Annotated in this window: 19 protein-coding genes and 2 other annotated features (1 of these 21 only partly in view); all 19 genes read left to right on the forward strand. The window is 39.3% G+C overall.

The annotated features are described in order from the left end of the window. Positions 1 to 185, forward strand: a binding site (T-box leader); it begins 61 nt to the left of the window's first position. Between the two features lie 137 nt (positions 186 to 322). Next, entirely contained in the window at positions 323 to 988 is a 666-nt protein-coding gene (gene cysE / locus NSQ08_RS26675) for a serine O-acetyltransferase (protein ID WP_002091498.1), read from the forward strand. After that, the gene (gene cysS / locus NSQ08_RS26680; protein ID WP_002091500.1) at positions 969 to 2,366 is read left to right on the forward strand and encodes a cysteine--tRNA ligase; all 1,398 of its coding nucleotides are present in this window, start codon (positions 969 to 971) and stop codon (positions 2,364 to 2,366) included. Before cysE ends, cysS begins: the two co-directional genes overlap by 20 nt. A gap of 2 nt (positions 2,367 to 2,368) precedes the next feature. Beyond that, positions 2,369 to 2,776, forward strand: coding sequence for a Mini-ribonuclease 3 (locus tag NSQ08_RS26685; protein ID WP_002009804.1), 408 nt, complete (start codon positions 2,369 to 2,371; stop codon positions 2,774 to 2,776). Further along, on the forward strand, positions 2,773 to 3,516 hold the full coding sequence (rlmB, locus tag NSQ08_RS26690; protein WP_002091503.1) for a 23S rRNA (guanosine(2251)-2'-O)-methyltransferase RlmB: 744 nt from the start codon (positions 2,773 to 2,775) through the stop codon (positions 3,514 to 3,516). The genes NSQ08_RS26685 and rlmB overlap by 4 nt, the downstream gene beginning before the upstream one ends. 3 nt (positions 3,517 to 3,519) lie before the next feature. Then, positions 3,520 to 4,032 (forward strand): NYN domain-containing protein, encoded by a 513-nt coding sequence (locus NSQ08_RS26695; protein ID WP_340779941.1) that lies wholly within the window; start codon positions 3,520 to 3,522, stop codon positions 4,030 to 4,032. A gap of 67 nt (positions 4,033 to 4,099) precedes the next feature. Continuing rightward, positions 4,100 to 4,759, forward strand: coding sequence for an RNA polymerase factor sigma-70 (locus NSQ08_RS26700; protein WP_193658094.1), 660 nt, complete (start codon positions 4,100 to 4,102; stop codon positions 4,757 to 4,759). Between the two features lie 128 nt (positions 4,760 to 4,887). Beyond that, positions 4,888 to 5,034, forward strand: a complete 147-nt coding sequence (rpmG, locus tag NSQ08_RS26705; protein WP_012260172.1) for a 50S ribosomal protein L33 — start codon at positions 4,888 to 4,890, stop codon at positions 5,032 to 5,034. Between the two features lie 32 nt (positions 5,035 to 5,066). Continuing rightward, a complete protein-coding gene (gene secE, locus NSQ08_RS26710) occupies positions 5,067 to 5,246 on the forward strand; it encodes a preprotein translocase subunit SecE (RefSeq protein WP_002009797.1) in 180 nt (59 codons plus the stop codon). Between the two features lie 131 nt (positions 5,247 to 5,377). Continuing rightward, complete coding sequence (gene nusG, locus NSQ08_RS26715; protein WP_002009795.1) at positions 5,378 to 5,911, forward strand: transcription termination/antitermination protein NusG; 534 nt, start codon at positions 5,378 to 5,380, stop codon at positions 5,909 to 5,911. A 168-nt stretch (positions 5,912 to 6,079) separates the two neighbouring features. After that, entirely contained in the window at positions 6,080 to 6,505 is a 426-nt protein-coding gene (rplK, locus tag NSQ08_RS26720) for a 50S ribosomal protein L11 (protein ID WP_001085872.1), read from the forward strand. A gap of 180 nt (positions 6,506 to 6,685) precedes the next feature. Next, a complete protein-coding gene (gene rplA / locus NSQ08_RS26725) occupies positions 6,686 to 7,378 on the forward strand; it encodes a 50S ribosomal protein L1 (protein ID WP_002009792.1) in 693 nt (230 codons plus the stop codon). Positions 7,379 to 7,427: 49 nt separating this feature from the next. Further along, positions 7,428 to 7,573, forward strand: a sequence feature (ribosomal protein L10 leader region). 39 nt (positions 7,574 to 7,612) lie between these two features. Then, positions 7,613 to 8,113, forward strand: a complete 501-nt coding sequence (gene rplJ / locus NSQ08_RS26730) for a 50S ribosomal protein L10 (RefSeq protein WP_002009790.1) — start codon at positions 7,613 to 7,615, stop codon at positions 8,111 to 8,113. Positions 8,114 to 8,180: 67 nt separating this feature from the next. After that, on the forward strand, positions 8,181 to 8,540 hold the full coding sequence (gene rplL / locus NSQ08_RS26735) for a 50S ribosomal protein L7/L12 (RefSeq protein WP_002009788.1): 360 nt from the start codon (positions 8,181 to 8,183) through the stop codon (positions 8,538 to 8,540). A gap of 76 nt (positions 8,541 to 8,616) precedes the next feature. Beyond that, positions 8,617 to 9,216: a class I SAM-dependent methyltransferase gene (locus NSQ08_RS26740; RefSeq protein ID WP_002124684.1), complete on the forward strand. Its 600-nt coding sequence runs from the start codon at positions 8,617 to 8,619 to the stop codon at positions 9,214 to 9,216. 291 nt (positions 9,217 to 9,507) lie between these two features. Beyond that, positions 9,508 to 13,041 carry a DNA-directed RNA polymerase subunit beta gene (gene rpoB, locus NSQ08_RS26745; RefSeq protein WP_002113316.1) on the forward strand — a complete coding sequence of 1,178 codons (3,534 nt, stop codon included), beginning with the start codon at positions 9,508 to 9,510 and terminating at the stop codon, positions 13,039 to 13,041. Positions 13,042 to 13,078: 37 nt separating this feature from the next. After that, complete coding sequence (rpoC, locus tag NSQ08_RS26750; protein ID WP_002009783.1) at positions 13,079 to 16,690, forward strand: DNA-directed RNA polymerase subunit beta'; 3,612 nt, start codon at positions 13,079 to 13,081, stop codon at positions 16,688 to 16,690. 113 nt (positions 16,691 to 16,803) lie between these two features. Then, on the forward strand, positions 16,804 to 17,052 hold the full coding sequence (locus NSQ08_RS26755; protein WP_000121833.1) for a 50S ribosomal protein L7ae-like protein: 249 nt from the start codon (positions 16,804 to 16,806) through the stop codon (positions 17,050 to 17,052). A 114-nt stretch (positions 17,053 to 17,166) separates the two neighbouring features. Next, positions 17,167 to 17,589, forward strand: a complete 423-nt coding sequence (gene rpsL, locus NSQ08_RS26760; protein WP_001142341.1) for a 30S ribosomal protein S12 — start codon at positions 17,167 to 17,169, stop codon at positions 17,587 to 17,589. A gap of 29 nt (positions 17,590 to 17,618) precedes the next feature. Beyond that, the gene (gene rpsG / locus NSQ08_RS26765) at positions 17,619 to 18,089 is read left to right on the forward strand and encodes a 30S ribosomal protein S7 (RefSeq protein ID WP_002063416.1); all 471 of its coding nucleotides are present in this window, start codon (positions 17,619 to 17,621) and stop codon (positions 18,087 to 18,089) included. Positions 18,090 to 18,233 lie beyond the last annotated feature (144 nt).

Genomic DNA, 18,233 nt, shown 5'->3' on the forward strand with positions numbered 1-18,233 from the left:
GCTGGAAGTGGTTTATAAGCGGATTTTTGAAATGCCCCTTCGAGTCTTCTGTTGAACAGCGAAGTATTTCGCGGAACGTCTTAGGGCGCAAAGTAAACAGAAGCGGTGTAAACCGTTATCATGGATGAGTTTGAGGCTTCTTTAGCCTAAACAGAGTGGAACCGCGCTTAAAAGGCGTCTCTGTCTATATGACAGAGGCGTCTTTTTTTTATACCATGTAAATGGTGTGAGTATAAGTTTTATCCCCTTGTATAAAGATTTAGGGGGAAGTGGGGAGTTAGTTCACTCGAAAAAAGCAGCCCATAAAGGGGAGGGAACATCGATGTTTAAGAGGCTTCGGGAAGATATTGAAGTCGTTTTTGAACAGGATCCAGCGGCAAGAAGTTATTTCGAAGTCATTTTAACTTACTCTGGATTACATGCAGTTTGGGCCCATCGAATTGCACATGCTTTTTATAAAAGGAATTTTTTCTTTATGGCACGTTGGATTTCGCAAGTTAGTCGTTTTTTTACTGGCATTGAGATTCATCCAGGAGCAACTATTGGTCGTCGTTTTTTCATTGATCATGGAATGGGGGTTGTGATTGGCGAAACGTGTGAAATTGGCGAAAACGTAACAATTTATCAAGGTGTCACATTAGGTGGTACAGGTAAAGAAAAAGGAAAGAGGCACCCTACAATTCAGGATAATGTATTAATTGCAACAGGTGCTAAAGTACTAGGTTCTATTACTATTGGAGAGAATTCTAAAATTGGAGCAGGATCTGTCGTGTTAAAGGAAGTTCCTGCGCATTCTACAGTTGTAGGTATACCTGGCCGAGTCGTTATTCAAAATGGAGTAAAAATTGGTCAAGAATTAAATCATTCTGATCTTCCGGATCCGATTTTTGATAAATTAAAGGTTATGGAAGTAGAACTTGATAAATTGAGAAAGCAACTTGAAGTAAAGGTAGGAAGGAAGGATAAAAATGACTATTCACATTTATAATACGTTAACGCGTCAAAAAGAAGAGTTTATGCCATTAGAAGAAAATAAGGTAAAGATGTATGTGTGCGGACCTACAGTGTATAACTACATTCACATTGGGAATGCAAGACCACCTATGGTGTTTGATACAGTACGCCGTTACTTAGAATATAAAGGATATGATGTGCAGTATGTATCTAACTTTACTGACGTGGATGATAAATTAATTAAGGCGGCAAACGAATTAGGTGAAGATGTGCCAACAATTGCAGATCGTTTTGTTGAAGCTTACTTTGAAGATGTAACGGCACTAGGTTGCAAACATGCAACGGTTCATCCACGTGTAACGGAAAATATGGATATCATTATTGAATTTATTCAAGAACTTGTGAATAAAGGGTATGCATATGAATCAGAAGGTGATGTGTACTTTAAAACGAAAGAATTCGAAGGTTACGGTAAATTATCACATCAACCGATTGCAGACTTGCGTCACGGTGCACGTATTGAAGTAGGAGAAAAGAAACAAGACCCTCTTGATTTTGCTTTATGGAAAGCTGCGAAAGAAGGAGAAATCTTCTGGGAAAGCCCTTGGGGGAAAGGACGCCCAGGGTGGCATATTGAATGCTCAGCAATGGCGCGTAAATATTTAGGGGATACAATTGATATTCATGCTGGTGGTCAAGATTTAGCATTTCCTCATCATGAAAATGAAATTGCGCAGTCTGAGGCGTTGACAGGAAAAACATTTGCACGTTATTGGATGCATAACGGATATATTAATATTAATAACGAGAAGATGTCTAAGTCGCTTGGAAACTTCATTTTAGTTCACGATATCATTAAACAATATGATCCACAGTTAATCAGGTTCTTTATGCTATCGGTACATTACCGTCACCCAATTAACTTTAGCGAGGATTTATTGCAAAGTACTAATAATGGACTAGAAAGAATTAAAACAGCTTACGGTAACTTAAAGCATCGTATGGAAAGTAGTACGGATTTAACGGACCATAATGAAAAATGGTTAGCTGAAATGGAAAAGTTCCAGGTTGCATTCGAAGAAGCGATGGATGATGATTTCAATACGGCTAATGCGATTACTGAATTATATAACGTAGCAAATCACGCAAATCAATATTTGTTAGAAGAACATACTTCTAAAGTTGTAATTGAAGCGTATGTAAAACAACTTGAAACATTATTTAGTATTTTAGGATTAGAATTAGCGCAAGAAGAGTTGCTTGATGAAGAAATTGAAGCACTAATCCAAAAGCGTATTGAAGCTCGTCAAAATCGTGACTTCGCACTATCTGATCAAATTCGCGATGATTTAAAAGGACGTAATATTATTTTAGAAGATACCGCTCAAGGTACAAGATGGAAAAGAGGATAAGAATGATTGATGCAAAGCAATTAAACAGCTTAGCTTTAGCATATATGGGTGATGCGGTATATGAGCAATATATCCGCTATCACCTCCTTCAAAAGGGGACAGTTCGCCCTAATCAATTACATCGCTTAGGGACGGGCTTTGTTTCGGCAAAAGCACAGGCGAAAGTTGTTTATCATTTATTAGAAACGGCATTTTTGACAGAAGAGGAAGAGGCGGTATTAAGAAGAGGGCGTAATGCGAATTCGGGTACTGTTCCAAAAAATACAGATGTACAAACATATCGACATAGTACAGCCTTTGAAGCGCTAATCGGTTATCATCACTTGTTGAATAATCGTGAAAGATTGGACGAGATTGTATATAAGGCGATTGACGTTTTGGAAGAAAAGGAAGGGAGCACATCATCATGAGTAGTGAATATATTATCGGACGTAACCCTGTAATTGAAGCTTTAAGAGCGGGGAGAGATATTAATAAAATTTTGGTAGCGGAAGGTGCTGCCAAAGGACAAGTGCAAATTGTACTAGCATTAGCAAAAGAGAATAAGGTTATTTTGCAACACGCACCAAAGAAGAAATTAGATCAATTGGTTGAGGGTAATCATCAAGGTGTAATTGCTCAAGTAGCTGCATATCAATATGCTGAGTTAGAGGATTTGTTTAAATTAGCAGAAAAACGCAATGAAGATCCGTTCTTCTTAATTTTAGATGAAATTGAAGACCCGCATAACTTAGGCTCTATTATGCGTACTGCGGATGCAACAGGGGCTCATGGGGTTATTATTCCAAAAAGAAGAGCTGTGGGGCTTACAGCGTCAGTTGCGAAAGCGTCGACTGGGGCAATTGAATATATTCCTGTTGCACGTGTAACAAATTTATCGCGTACAATTGATGAATTAAAAGAACGTGGACTTTGGATTGCTGGTACAGATGCCAAAGGGAAAACAGACTACCGTAATTTAGATGGTAATATGCCAATCGGACTAGTAATTGGTAGTGAAGGAAAAGGTATGAGTCGTATTATTGGTGAAAAGTGTGATTTCCTAATTACTTTACCGATGGTCGGTAAAGTTACATCCTTAAATGCTTCAGTAGCCGCAAGTTTGTTAATGTATGAGGTATATCGTAAACGTCACGAAATTGGTAAATAAAAAATGAACGATATTTTAATCGTTGACGGTTACAACATTATCGGGGCTTGGGGAGACTTGAAGAAACTGCGGGATGTAGATTTACAGTCATCAAGAGACGCACTTATTGATAAGATGGCGGATTATCAAGGGTATACAGGCACAAAGGTAATGATTGTCTTTGATGCCTATACAGTCTATGGTATTGAAAAAAAGATGAAACAATCACGGGTGGAAGTAATATTCACGAGAAAAAATCAAACTGCAGATGAAAAGATAGAACAACTTGCGATTGAGCTTAGAAATATAAATACACAAATATACGTTGCAACTTCGGATTATACGGAGCAATGGATTATATTTGCGCAAGGTGCACTTCGAAAATCTGCGCGTGAATTAGAGTTAGAAGTGCAAGCGATGGAACAACAAGTAAGAAGGCGTACAAAAGACACGAAAGAAAAGCAACCCGCCATGCGAAAGATATTTAGTGAAGATATTACAGAAAAATTAGAAAAATTAAGAAGAGGAGAGCGTTGAAGCATTGACGCTCTTTATCTTTTTACTGTATAATATTGCTAAATATATAGCGGTCGGAGGGATCAGGGTGGAAGCAGGCTTCGTAAGTGTAGGCGACGTTACATTTCGTGATTTAGAGGATGAGGCAATCGTTGAGTTAGTTCGAAAAGGTAATACTGACGCTCTAGAATATTTAATTCACAAATATAAGAACTTTGTTCGCGCGAAATCAAGATCTTATTTCTTAGTGGGTGCCGATCGAGAAGATATTGTTCAAGAAGGCATGATTGGATTGTTTAAAGCTATTCGTGATTATAAAGGGGACAAGCTGTCTTCGTTCAAAGCATTTGCTGAACTGTGTATCACTCGACAAATTATTACCGCTATTAAAACAGCAACAAGGCAAAAACATATTCCGTTAAATTCGTATGTGTCTTTAGATAAGCCAATTTACGATGAGGAATCTGATCGAACATTATTAGATGTTATTTCGGAATCGAAAGTAACTGATCCAGAAGAGATGATTATAAGTCAGGAAGAATATACAGACATAGAATCTAAAATATCTGAATTATTAAGCGATTTAGAAAGAAAAGTGCTCTCTTTATACTTAGATGGTCGTTCCTATCAAGAAATTTCAGAACAGTTAAACAGGCACGTGAAATCTATTGATAACGCATTGCAGCGTGTAAAAAGGAAATTAGAAAGATATATGGAGATGAGAGAGAGCGCAACTTTAAATTCATAGCAAGTGCCGCAGGTGTAAAATAATTCACCTGTTTTCTTTTTGTTAAGAGAGTGAAAGTCATGACATTGACATTGTCTTTTGTTGTATGATACATTTTTAGGGACAATGTTACAAGGTTGGTGTAACTAATGAGGAAAAAAGTTGTACTCTCATGTGAAGAGTGTAAAAATCGAAACTACTCTACGATGAAAGATACGAGCTCAGTAGAGCGACTTGAGATAAAGAAGTTTTGTAAAACATGCAATAAGCATACAGTTCACAAAGAAACAAAATAAATAATTGAAATAATAAACTGGAGGTCCCGTAGATGCGTTTAACGAACTTTTTCGGCGATGTAGGTCGCGAAATGAAAAAAGTAAGTTGGCCTAAAAAAGATGAATTACTCCGATCAACAACGACTGTTATCGCGACAGTTGTGTTCTTTGCGATTTTCTTCGCAGTGGTTGATATGGGCATTTCTTCTTTAATTCGGTTAATTCTTGGTTAATTCTTGAATAAGAAGCACTTATCCATGATATAATGTTATTTATAAGAACTGTGTAAAAGCCCGGTGAACGGGTTTTTTCATTTGCGCAAAAAAATGTACGTCAGGGAGGGAAGGACGCTCGTCCTAAATGAATGGAAAAAAGTTGGTATGTTGTCCATACTTATTCTGGATATGAAAATAAAGTAAAAGCAAACCTAGAGAAACGTGTAGAATCAATGGGTATGCAAGATAAAATTTTCCGTGTTGTTGTCCCGGAAGAAGTAGAAGTAGAAATGAAAAATGGTAAAGAAAAAATAACGAAAAGAAAAGTGTTCCCAGGTTACGTATTAGTAGAACTAATCATGACTGATGATTCTTGGTATGTTGTTCGTAATACGCCAGGTGTAACAGGCTTTGTCGGTTCTTCTGGTTCAGGATCTAAACCATCGCCTCTATTAGAAGAGGAAGTTGTTACCATCATGAAGCATATGGGAATGGACAATGAAGTGGTTGATTTCGAATTTGAACTTCATGAAACAGTGCGTGTAAATGAGGGGCCATTCGCGGATTATACAGGTGCGATTGAAGAAATTGATGTGGAAAAGAAAAAAGTTAGCGTGCTTGTAGACATGTTCGGTCGCGAGACTCCGGTTGAACTTGATTTCCATCAAATTGAAAAATTATAAAATGAAACTTGAAATGAATTGTAAAAAGTGATAATATCTTTTAAGTCAGTACGTCTTCGGTAACGGAGACGTTTTTTGAAAAAGATTTTATCATTATGATAAAATATGAAGTGGGAGGGCAAATCACTGCCCAATTGACCACATCACGGACTTAAGGAGGTGTGTCTCGTGGCTAAAAAGGTAATTAAAATGGTAAAACTTCAGATTCCTGCAGGTAAAGCTAATCCAGCTCCGCCGGTTGGTCCAGCATTAGGACAAGCAGGTGTTAACATCATGGGCTTCTGTAAAGAGTTTAACGCTCGTACAGCTGATCAAGCTGGTCTTATCATCCCTGTTGAAATTACGGTATTTGAGGACCGTTCATTCACTTTCATTACTAAAACTCCTCCTGCTGCTGTTCTTCTTAAGAAAGTAGCTGGTATTGAGTCTGGTTCTGGTGAACCAAACCGTAATAAAGTGGCAACTGTTAAGCGTGATAAAGTACGCGAAATCGCTGAAACTAAAATGCCTGACCTAAACGCTGCTAGCGTAGAAGCTGCAATGCGTATGGTTGAAGGTACTGCGCGCAGTATGGGCATCGTTATCGAAGACTAATTCGATTTGTTTTTTGTAAAAAAGGTTGCGGGTCTGGAATTCCAATTCGCAACCTTTATTATCGTAAATGATCATCATTTTTAAATAAATGGATGGGCGCACATCCTCGGGGGTTCCCGGAATGAAGGCGTAAACGTGGGAGGTTATTCCGCTAAAACCACATTCAAGGAGGAAACAAACATGGCTAAAAGAGGTAAAAAGTACGTTGAAGCTGCGAAGCTTGTTGATCGTGCATCTGCTTACTCTGCAACAGAAGCAGTAGAATTAGTAAAGAAAACAAACACAGCTAAATTTGATGCAACTGTAGAAGCTGCATTCCGTTTAGGTGTTGACCCTAAGAAAGCTGACCAACAAATTCGTGGTGCAGTTGTTCTTCCACACGGTACTGGTAAAGTACAACGTGTATTAGTATTCGCTAAAGGCGAAAAAGCAAAAGAAGCTGAAGCTGCTGGCGCTGAATTCGTAGGCGATGCTGATTACATCGGTAAAATCCAAAAAGGTTGGTTTGATTTCGATGTAGTAGTAGCAACTCCTGACATGATGGGTGAAGTTGGTAAACTTGGTCGTGTATTAGGACCTAAAGGTTTAATGCCAAACCCTAAAACTGGAACAGTTACTTTCGATGTAACTAAAGCTGTTAACGAAATCAAAGCTGGTAAAGTTGAATACCGCGTTGATAAAGCTGGTAACATCCACGTTCCAATCGGTAAAGTATCTTTCGAAGATGCTAAATTAGTAGAAAACTTCAAAACAATTGCTGACACGCTACAAAAAGCTAAGCCAGCTGCTGCAAAAGGTACTTACATGAAGAACGCAACTGTTGCTTCTACAATGGGACCTGGCGTACGCGTAGACGTTTCTACACTTGCGTAAAAATTGGAAGTTGACTTCATAAAGAAGTTTTAATATAATCATTTATGTTGTGAATTTTAATAGTGTACCGTAGACAGTAGGAGTCGATTCGACTTAATTTCCTACCTAGGTGTTAATATACGAAGCGGAATCTTTTTTCTGTGACTATATGCCTCCATGTCTACAAGTTGGGCATGGAGGTTTTTAGTGCACTTTCGGTACATCTTCTATATAATCTACAGGAGGTGTAATAACATGAGCAAAGTAATCGAAACTAAACAACAAGTTGTAACTGAAATCGCTGAAAAACTTCGCGCGAGTAAATCTACAATTGTTGTTGACTACCGTGGTTTAACAGTTTCTGAAGCAACAGAATTACGTAAAAACTTACGTGAAGCTGGCGTTGAGTTCAAAGTTTACAAAAACTCTTTAACTCGTCGTGCTGCAGAGTCTGCTGAAATGGCTGAGTTAAACGAATTCTTAACAGGACCAAACGCAATCGCGTTCAGTAACGAGGATGTAGTTGCTCCTGCGAAAGTATTAAACGACTTCGCTAAAAATCATGAAGCTTTAGAAATTAAAGCGGGCGTAATCGAAGGTAAACTTGTAACACTTGATGAGGTTAAAGCTATCGCTACTCTTCCATCACGTGAAGGCTTACTTTCTATGCTTCTTAGCGTTCTTCAAGCTCCAATCCGTAACCTTGCACTTGCTACTAAAGCAGTTGCAGATCAAAAGGAAGAGCAAGGCGCTTAATTTTTTAAAAGATAATTACTTGTTATCTATAAAACAATACAAACCTATTTAAGGGAGGATATTTACAATGACTAAAGAACAAATCATTGAAGCAGTTAAATCTATGACTGTATTAGAACTTAACGACTTAGTAAAAGCTATCGAGGAAGAATTCGGCGTAACTGCTGCTGCTCCTGTAGCTGTAGCTGGTGGCGCTGGTGAAGCTGCTGCTGAGCAAACTGAATTTGACGTAGTACTTGCAAGTGCTGGCGCTCAAAAAATCAAAGTTATCAAAGCTGTACGTGAAATCACTGGTCTTGGCTTAAAAGAAGCTAAAGAATTAGTTGACAACACTCCAAAAGCAATCAAAGAAGGCGTTACTAAAGAGGAAGCTGAAGAAATGAAAGCTAAACTTGAAGAAGTTGGCGCTGCTGTAGAAGTTAAGTAATTAACTTTTGGTGCTTTAAAAAAAGCTCGCTCTTATGCGAGCTTTTTTTTTAACTGTAAAGAAAAGAGGTGGCCATATGGCAGACCATTATTTTTCTAACGACCCTTCTAGTAAAAGTGATCGTAAACGATGGGAAGTTACACTTCGTGAATCTCGATTTACTTTTTTATCTGACCATGGGGTGTTCTCGAAAAACGAAGTGGACTTTGGTTCTCGTCTTTTAATTGAAGCGTTTCAAATGCCAGATGTTAAAGGTAATGTGTTAGACGTAGGATGTGGGTACGGTCCAATCGGTTTGTCGTTAGCGAAAGAGTTTCAAAATCGTGAAATTCACATGGTGGATGTGAATGAAAGGGCCTTGGGACTTGCAAAAGAAAATGCCGCTAATAACAGAATTGAAAATATACGTATTTTGCAAAGTAGTGTCTATGAAAATGTAGATGGCAAGTATGCTGTTATTCTATCTAATCCTCCAATTCGTGCTGGTAAAGATATCGTGCATGAGATTTTAGAAAAGGCTGTGGAGTATTTAGTTTCAGGTGGAGAATTGTGGATTGTTATTCAAAAGAAACAAGGTGCGCCATCTGCGATGAAAAAACTAGAAGAAGTATTTTCTGAAGTTGAAGTTGTAGAAAAGAAAAAAGGATATTATATCATAAAATCAAAAAAGCGTTGACGGTTATTTTTGGCTATGTTAACATTATACAATGCCAATATATGATTTTCTGCGTTGAGAAAGATGTATATTTTTGCTTCTCTTGGAAAAGATAGTAAAATCAGCAGATTATGAAACAGAATGATGGTTTTCTTATAGAAGCCATTTTTCTTTTTTGAGCAGGTAGAAAGACTCAACGTATCTATCTTTAAGAGAAAAAAACTACGCTAATAGCAGTAGTTGTATTTATTTGTGATTTTGCACAAATTTTTTTGTGCATTTATAATACTCATGATTTGAGGGGTGAAGCAGTTGACAGGTCAACTAGTTCAATACGGACGCCACCGCCAACGAAGAAGTTATGCCCGTATTAGTGAAGTATTAGAGTTACCAAATCTTATCGAAATTCAAACCTCTTCTTATCAGTGGTTTCTTGATGAGGGTTTGCGAGAAATGTTCCAAGACATTTCTCCGATCGAAGACTTTACGGGAAATCTATCGCTTGAATTTATCGACTACAGCTTGGGTGAACCTAAATACTCTGTAGAAGAATGCAAAGAGCGTGATGTGACGTATGCAGCACCACTTCGTGTAAAAGTGCGTCTAATCAACAAGGAAACTGGTGAAGTAAAAGAACAAGATGTGTTCATGGGAGATTTCCCACTCATGACAGAGACTGGAACATTCGTAATTAACGGTGCAGAACGTGTTATCGTTTCCCAGTTAGTTCGCTCTCCAAGCGTATACTATAGTGGCAAAGTGGATAAAAACGGAAAACGTGGTTTTACTGCTACTGTAATTCCAAACCGCGGAGCTTGGTTAGAGTATGAAACAGATGCTAAGGATGTTGTATATGTGCGTATTGACCGTACGCGTAAACTTCCTGTAACTGTTTTGTTACGCGCATTAGGGTTTGGCTCTGATCAAGAAATCACCGAGCTTTTAGGTGATAACGAATACTTAAGCAATACGTTAGAAAAAGACAACACAGATAGCACAGAGAAAGCATTGCTTGAAATTTATGAGCGTCTACGCCCTGGTGAACCACCAACAGTAGAAAATGCAAAGAGCTTACTTGTGTCTCGTTTCTTTGATCCAAAGCGCTACGATTTAGCAAATGTAGGTCGCTATAAGATCAACAAAAAGCTACACATTAAAAACAGATTGTTTAACCAACGTTTAGCTGAAACACTGGTGGATCCAGAAACTGGTGAAATTTTAGCGGCAGAAGGAACAGTCTTAGATCGTCGTACACTGGATCGCATTCTACCTTACTTAGAGAAAAACATTGGATTCAAAACAGCGAAACCAATGGGCGGAGTGGTAGCAGGCGATGTTGAGCTGCAATCTATTAAGATTTATGCTCCAGAATCAGAAGGCGAACGATCTATAAACGTAATTGGGAATGCAAATATTACTCGTGATATAAAACACATCACACCAGGTGATATTCTTGCTTCTATTAGCTACTTCTTTAACTTGCTATATAAAGTAGGGGATACAGATGATATTGACCACTTAGGAAATCGTCGTCTGCGTTCTGTAGGAGAGTTACTACAAAACCAATTCCGTATCGGTCTTTCTCGTATGGAACGTGTTGTTCGTGAGAGAATGTCGATTCAAGATACAAATGCAATTACACCACAAGCGTTAATTAACATTCGCCCGGTTATTGCATCTATTAAAGAGTTCTTCGGAAGTTCTCAGTTATCTCAGTTCATGGATCAAACAAACCCATTAGCAGAGTTAACTCACAAACGAAGACTATCTGCATTAGGACCCGGTGGTTTAACGCGTGAGCGCGCAGGCTTTGAAGTACGTGACGTTCACTACTCTCACTATGGTCGTATGTGTCCAATTGAAACGCCAGAGGGACCAAACATCGGTTTGATTAACTCATTATCTTCGTTTGCGAAAGTAAATGAGTTTGGTTTCATTGAAACGCCATACCGTCGTGTTGACCCAGAAACTGGTCTTGTAACAGGGCAGGTTGATTATTTAACAGCAGATGAAGAAGATAACTATGTTGTAGCCCAAGCGAATATGAAATTATCTGAAGTAGGGGAATTCCTTGATGAAGATATCGTAGCTCGTTTCCGTGGTGAAAACATTGTCACAAATAAAGAACGCATCGACTACATGGATGTATCTCCAAAACAAGTAGTGTCGGCAGCGACAGCTTGTATTCCGTTCTTAGAAAACGATGACTCTAACCGCGCACTTATGGGAGCGAACATGCAACGTCAGGCGGTTCCGTTAATAAATCCGGAATCTCCGATTGTAGGTACAGGTATGGAGTACGTATCAGCAAAAGACTCAGGTGCTGCAGTAATCTGTAAACAGCCTGGTGTTGTTGAGCGCGTAGAAGCACGTGAAGTTTGGGTACGTCGCTATGTAGACGTTGACGGTCAAACAGTAAAAGGCGACTTAGATCGCTACAAAATGCAAAAATTCATTCGTTCTAACCAAGGAACTTGCTACAACCAACGTCCAATCGTAAGTGTTGGAGACCAAGTTGTAAAAGGTGAAATCCTTGCGGATGGTCCTTCTATGGAACTAGGTGAACTGGCGCTTGGACGTAACGTGCTTGTTGGCTTTATGACATGGGACGGTTATAACTATGAGGATGCGATCATCATGAGTGAGCGCCTTGTAAAAGATGATGTGTACACTTCTATCCATATTGAAGAATATGAATCAGAAGCTCGTGATACGAAGCTTGGACCAGAAGAAATTACACGTGATATCCCGAATGTTGGAGAAGATGCACTTCGTAATCTCGACGAGCGCGGTATTATTCGCGTCGGTGCTGAAGTAAAAGATGGAGATCTACTTGTTGGTAAAGTAACGCCAAAAGGTGTAACAGAATTAACGGCAGAAGAACGTCTATTACATGCAATCTTCGGTGAAAAAGCACGTGAAGTACGTGATACATCACTACGTGTACCACACGGTGGTGGCGGTATTATCTTAGACGTAAAAGTGTTTAACCGTGAAGATGGCGATGAATTGCCACCAGGCGTGAATCAACTTGTACGTGCATATATCGTTCAAAAGCGTAAAATTTCTGAAGGTGACAAAATGGCCGGTCGTCATGGTAACAAAGGTGTTATCTCCCGTATTTTACCGGAAGAAGATATGCCTTACTTACCAGATGGTACGCCAATCGATATCATGTTAAACCCATTAGGGGTACCATCTCGTATGAATATCGGTCAGGTATTAGAGCTTCATCTTGGTATGGCAGCAAGATACCTTGGTATTCACATTGCAACACCGGTATTCGATGGTGCTCGTGAGGAAGATGTATGGGGCACAATTGAAGAAGCTGGTATGGCAAATGACGCGAAAACAATCCTGTATGACGGACGTACTGGTGAGCCATTCGATAACCGTGTATCTGTTGGTGTCATGTATATGATCAAACTTGCGCACATGGTTGACGATAAACTTCATGCTCGTTCTACTGGACCATACTCACTTGTAACGCAGCAACCTCTTGGAGGTAAAGCTCAGTTCGGTGGACAGCGTTTCGGTGAGATGGAGGTTTGGGCACTTGAAGCTTATGGTGCTGCTTATACTCTTCAAGAAATCTTAACAGTGAAGTCTGATGATGTTATTGGACGTGTTAAGACGTATGAAGCAATTGTTAAAGGTGAAAATGTTCCAGAACCAGGCGTTCCTGAATCATTCAAAGTATTGATTAAAGAACTGCAAAGTTTAGGTATGGACGTTAAAATGATGTCTATCAACGATACAGAAATTGAAATGCGTGATACGGAAGATGACGATGATCATCAATCAGCAGATAAATTGAATGTTGAAGTTGAGACAACTAAGGAATAATTGGGATAACCTGTAGACTAAAAGGGAGGTAGGCCCCTTGATAGATGTAAATAACTTTGAATATATGAAGATTGGACTTGCTTCACCTGACAAGATTCGTTCTTGGTCATACGGTGAAGTTAAGAAACCAGAAACAATTAACTATCGTACGTTAAAGCCTGAAAAAGATGGCTTGTTCTGTGAGCGTATTTTCGGACCACAAAAGGACTGGGAATGTCATTGCGGGAAATATAAACGTGTACGTTATAAAGGTGTAGTTTGTGATCGATGTGGCGTTGAAGTAACGCGTGCAAAAGTTCGTCGTGAACGTATGGGTCATATCGAATTAGCTGCTCCTGTATCTCATATTTGGTATTTCAAAGGTATCCCGAGCCGCATGGGACTTGTCTTAGACATGTCCCCTCGCGCGCTTGAAGAAGTAATTTATTTCGCTTCTTATGTTGTAACAGAAAGTGGAGATACACCACTTGATAAGAAGCAATTACTTTCTGAAAAAGAATACCGTGCATATCGTGATCGATATGGCAGTACATTCCATGCTGCTATGGGTGCAGAAGCGATTAAAAAATTACTGCAAGACATCGATTTAGATAAAGAAGTAGACTTCTTAAAAGAAGAATTAAAAACAGCACAAGGACAACGCCGTACTCGTGCTATTAAACGTCTAGAAGTATTAGAAGCATTCCGTAACTCTGGAAATCACCCATCTTGGATGATCTTAGAGGTTCTTCCAGTTATCCCACCAGAACTACGCCCAATGGTACAGTTAGATGGTGGACGTTTTGCTACTTCTGACTTAAACGACTTATATCGTCGTGTAATTAACCGTAACAACCGTTTAAAACGTCTATTGGACTTAGGTGCACCAAGCATTATCGTTCAAAACGAAAAACGTATGTTACAAGAAGCTGTAGACGCATTAATCGATAATGGTCGCCGTGGCCGTCCAGTTACTGGACCAGGTAACCGTCCATTAAAATCACTATCTCACATGCTTAAAGGTAAACAAGGACGTTTCCGTCAAAACTTATTAGGTAAACGTGTTGACTACTCTGGCCGTTCTGTAATCGTTGTAGGACCGAACTTAAAGATGTACCAATGTGGATTGCCGAAAGAAATGGCACTTGAATTGTTTAAACCTTTCGTTATGAAAGAGTTAGTTGGAAAAGGATTAGCACACAACATTAAGAGTGCTAAACGTAAAATCGAGCGTGTACACCCTGAAGTTTGGGACGTTTTAGAATCTGTGATCAAAGAGCATCCAGTACTTCTAAACCGCGCACCAACACTTCACCGTCTTGGTATCCAGGCGTTTGAACCTACACTAGTAGAAGGTCGTGCAATCCGTCTTCACCCACTTGTATGTACTGCATACAACGCGGACTTTGACGGTGACCAAATGGCGGTTCACGTTCCGTTATCATCAGAGGCACAAGCAGAAGCTCGTATCCTTATGTTAGCGGCACAAAACATCTTGAATCCAAAAGACGGAAAACCAGTTGTTACTCCATCTCAGGATATGGTATTAGGTAACTATTACTTAACACTTGAGCGCGAGGGTGCAATCGGTGAAGGTATGGTCTTCAAAGATGCAAACGAAGCAATACTTGCATACCAAAATGGATATGTACATCTGCACACACGTGTTGCAGTTGCTGCGAGTTCGGTAAATAATGTAACGTTTACTGAAGAGCAAAAGAGTAAGCTTCTATTAACAACAGTTGGTAAATTAATATTTAACGAAATCTTACCAGAGTCGTTCCCTTATATTAATGAACCAACAAACTCAAACCTTGAAAAAGAAACACCAGCGGAATATTTCGTTGAAAAAGGTGCGAACATTAAAGAAATTATTGCTAGTCGCGAAGAAGTGGCACCATTTAGCAAGAAAATCCTTGGTAATATTATTGCGGAAGTATTCAAACGTTTCCAAATTACAGAAACGTCTCGCATGCTTGACCGTATGAAAAACTTAGGATTTAAATACTCTACAAAAGCTGGTATTACAGTTGGGGTATCAGATATTCTTGTATTAGGTGAAAAAGATGAAATTCTCCATGAAGCACAAGCAAAAGTAGATAATGTAATTAAACAATTCCGTCGCGGTTTAATCACGGAAGAAGAACGTTACGATCGCGTTATCTCTATTTGGAGTAATGCAAAAGATGTTATCCAAGGAAAGCTGATGAAATCCTTGAATAAACGCAACCCAATCTTCATGATGAGTGATTCCGGTGCCCGTGGTAACGCATCGAACTTTACTCAGCTTGCTGGTATGCGTGGTCTGATGGCCAATCCATCTGGTCGTATCATTGAGCTTCCGATCAAATCGAGTTTCCGTGAAGGTTTAACAGTACTTGAGTACTTCATCTCTACGCATGGTGCGCGTAAAGGTCTTGCCGATACAGCACTTAAAACTGCCGATTCTGGTTACTTAACACGTCGTCTTGTAGACGTTGCACAAGATGTAATTGTTCGTCAAGATGATTGTGGAACAGATCGCGGTTTACTAATTGGTGCGATTAAAGAGGGTAATGAAGTTATTGAGTCACTATATGATCGTCTTGTTGGACGTTTTGCAAGAAAAACTGTAAAACATCCTGAAACAGGTGAAGTATTAGTTGTTGAAAATCAATTAATTACTGAAGATATTGCTCATATCGTTGAAAAGTCGGGTGTTGAAACTGTAAACATTCGTTCAGCGTTTACGTGTAATACTCGCCATGGTGTATGTAAGAAGTGTTACGGTCGTAACTTAGCAACTGGTACAGACGTAGAAGTAGGAGAAGCGGTAGGTATTATCGCAGCTCAATCTATCGGTGAGCCAGGTACACAGTTAACGATGCGTACGTTCCATACAGGTGGGGTTGCCGGGGATGATATCACACAAGGTTTACCTCGTATCCAAGAGATCTTCGAAGCTCGTAATCCGAAGGGTCAGGCAGTTATCAGTGAAATTGACGGTGTTATCGCAGCGATCAACGATGTTAAAGATCGCCAAGAAGTAGTTGTACAGGGTGAAGTTGAAGCTCGTACGTATGCTATTCCTTACGGTGCTCGTCTGAAAGTAACTCTAGGACAGCCAATTAGCCATGGTAAAGAGTTAACAGAAGGTTCTATTGATCCGAAGGAATTACTAAAAGTAACGGACATTACAGCAGTTCAAGAATACTTATTACGTGAAGTTCAAAAAGTATACCGTATGCAAGGGGTAGAAATTGGTGACAAACACGTAGAAGTAATGGTACGTCAAATGCTACGTAAAGTTCGTGTAAGTGATGCGGGTGAAACAGATGTATTACCAGGAACATTACTAGATATCCATCAGTTTACTGATGCGAATGCGAAGGTGTTACTGAAAGGTAAACAACCAGCAACGGCTAGACCAGTTCTACTTGGTATTACAAAAGCTTCACTTGAGACAGATTCGTTCTTATCTGCGGCGTCATTCCAAGAAACAACTCGTGTTCTAACAGATGCAGCAATTAAGGGTAAACGCGATGAGCTTCTAGGATTGAAAGAGAATGTTATTATCGGTAAGCTTGTTCCTGCTGGAACAGGTATGAATCGTTATCGCAAAGTGGATCTTGTAAAAACAACACAAGATAACATGAATGTAGAAAACGATGAAGTTTATGTGGAACAGTAAAATTTTCCGTCGTAAATTTTGTATAAAAACAGCTGATCCTAGTTGACATTGTATGAGACAAAATGTTACTATAATCAAGGTTGCTCCTGAATGATGCTTTGGAGGATATTTAAATGTCTTATCAAAAAGTGTCAAATGCTGAAAATGTAGTCGTTGGTCATAAACGAACATTGGAAGCAATCAAAAATGGTATAGTTAAAGAAGTTGTTATTGCGGAAGATGCTGATGTGCGGTTAACCCATGTTATCATTCGTACTGCCTTGCAACATAACATACCCATAACCAAAGTTGAATCAGTTCGTAAGCTTGGAAAAGTTTCGGGGATTCAAGTGGGAGCTTCAGCAATAGGAATAATAAGTTAAAACTGTTTTTGTGAGGAGAGAGCATTTGCTCTTCCTTGCAAAAACTTTGTTTTCAACTAATAATGAACCACCTGGATATGTGGTCATACAAACATGCGAAGGGAGGATAATCAAATGCCTACTATTAACCAATTAGTGAGAAATGGTCGTACTGATAAAGTATGGAAGTCTAAATCACCTGCGTTAAACAAAGGTTTTAATTCTTTAAAGAAAAAATCAACTGATATCTCTGCACCTCAAAAACGTGGTGTGTGTACTCGTGTTGGTACAATGACTCCGAAGAAACCTAACTCAGCGTTACGTAAATACGCTCGTGTACGTTTAACAAATGGTATTGAAGTTACAGCTTACATCCCAGGTATCGGTCATAACCTACAAGAGCATAGCGTAGTATTAATTCGCGGTGGTCGAGTAAAGGATTTACCAGGGGTACGTTACCACATCGTTCGTGGTGCGCTTGATACAGCTGGTGTTGACAAACGTATGCAAGGACGTTCTAAATATGGTACTAAGCGACCAAAACCTGCTAAAAAATAATAAATTTATAATGAAAGGAGGAACTCAATATGCCTCGTAAAGGACCTGTTGCGAAACGTGACGTGTTACCAGATCCAATGTACAATTCTAAGCTTGTAACACGCCTAATCAACAAAATGATGGTTGACGGTAAAAAAGGTAAATCTCAAACAATTCTTTATAACGCTTTCGAGATCGTTCGTGAACGTTCAGATAAAGAACCAATGGAAGTATTCGAGCAAGCTCTTAAGAACATCATGCCTGTTCTTGAAGTACGCGCTCGTCGTGTTGGTGGTGCTAACTACCAAGTTCCAGTTGAGGTTCGTCCAGAACGCCGTACAACTTTAGGTCTTCGCTGGTTAGTAAACTATGCTCGTCTTCGTGGTGAAAAAACTATGGAAGAGCGTCTAGCTTACGAAATCTTAGATGCATCTAACAACGCTGGTGCAGCTGTTAAGAAACGTGAAGATACTCATAAAATGGCAGAAGCTAACAAAGCATTTGCTCATTACCGTTGGTAGGATTCAACGTAAAATAAATGTAAGCATAAACCGCTTTATTTGTCGCTTATGGAAGTGTGGAGAGGGAGAATGCCTCTCCCTTTCGTTGGGCGCTCGTTTTACATAATGAGGGTACTGGACACTGGCATATGTAACGATATAAAG

The sequence above is a fragment of the Bacillus sp. FSL E2-8887 genome, from assembly GCF_038007205.1.
GTDB lineage: Bacteria > Bacillota > Bacilli > Bacillales > Bacillaceae_G > Bacillus_A > Bacillus_A mycoides.

Coding starts and splice junctions, on each gene's coding strand:
- NSQ08_RS26685 (WP_002009804.1), top strand. CDS start 2,369: ATGATTGATGCAAAGCAATTAAACAGCTTAGCTTTAGCATATATGGGT.
- rpsG (WP_002063416.1), top strand. CDS start 17,619: ATGCCTCGTAAAGGACCTGTTGCGAAACGTGACGTGTTACCAGATCCA.
- secE (WP_002009797.1), top strand. CDS start 5,067: ATGCGTTTAACGAACTTTTTCGGCGATGTAGGTCGCGAAATGAAAAAA.
- rplA (WP_002009792.1), top strand. CDS start 6,686: ATGGCTAAAAGAGGTAAAAAGTACGTTGAAGCTGCGAAGCTTGTTGAT.
- rpsL (WP_001142341.1), top strand. CDS start 17,167: ATGCCTACTATTAACCAATTAGTGAGAAATGGTCGTACTGATAAAGTA.
- nusG (WP_002009795.1), top strand. CDS start 5,378: ATGGAAAAAAGTTGGTATGTTGTCCATACTTATTCTGGATATGAAAAT.
- cysE (WP_002091498.1), top strand. CDS start 323: ATGTTTAAGAGGCTTCGGGAAGATATTGAAGTCGTTTTTGAACAGGAT.
- rlmB (WP_002091503.1), top strand. CDS start 2,773: ATGAGTAGTGAATATATTATCGGACGTAACCCTGTAATTGAAGCTTTA.
- NSQ08_RS26755 (WP_000121833.1), top strand. CDS start 16,804: ATGTCTTATCAAAAAGTGTCAAATGCTGAAAATGTAGTCGTTGGTCAT.
- NSQ08_RS26740 (WP_002124684.1), top strand. CDS start 8,617: ATGGCAGACCATTATTTTTCTAACGACCCTTCTAGTAAAAGTGATCGT.
- rplJ (WP_002009790.1), top strand. CDS start 7,613: ATGAGCAAAGTAATCGAAACTAAACAACAAGTTGTAACTGAAATCGCT.
- rplL (WP_002009788.1), top strand. CDS start 8,181: ATGACTAAAGAACAAATCATTGAAGCAGTTAAATCTATGACTGTATTA.
- rpmG (WP_012260172.1), top strand. CDS start 4,888: ATGAGGAAAAAAGTTGTACTCTCATGTGAAGAGTGTAAAAATCGAAAC.
- NSQ08_RS26695 (WP_340779941.1), top strand. CDS start 3,520: ATGAACGATATTTTAATCGTTGACGGTTACAACATTATCGGGGCTTGG.
- cysS (WP_002091500.1), top strand. CDS start 969: ATGACTATTCACATTTATAATACGTTAACGCGTCAAAAAGAAGAGTTT.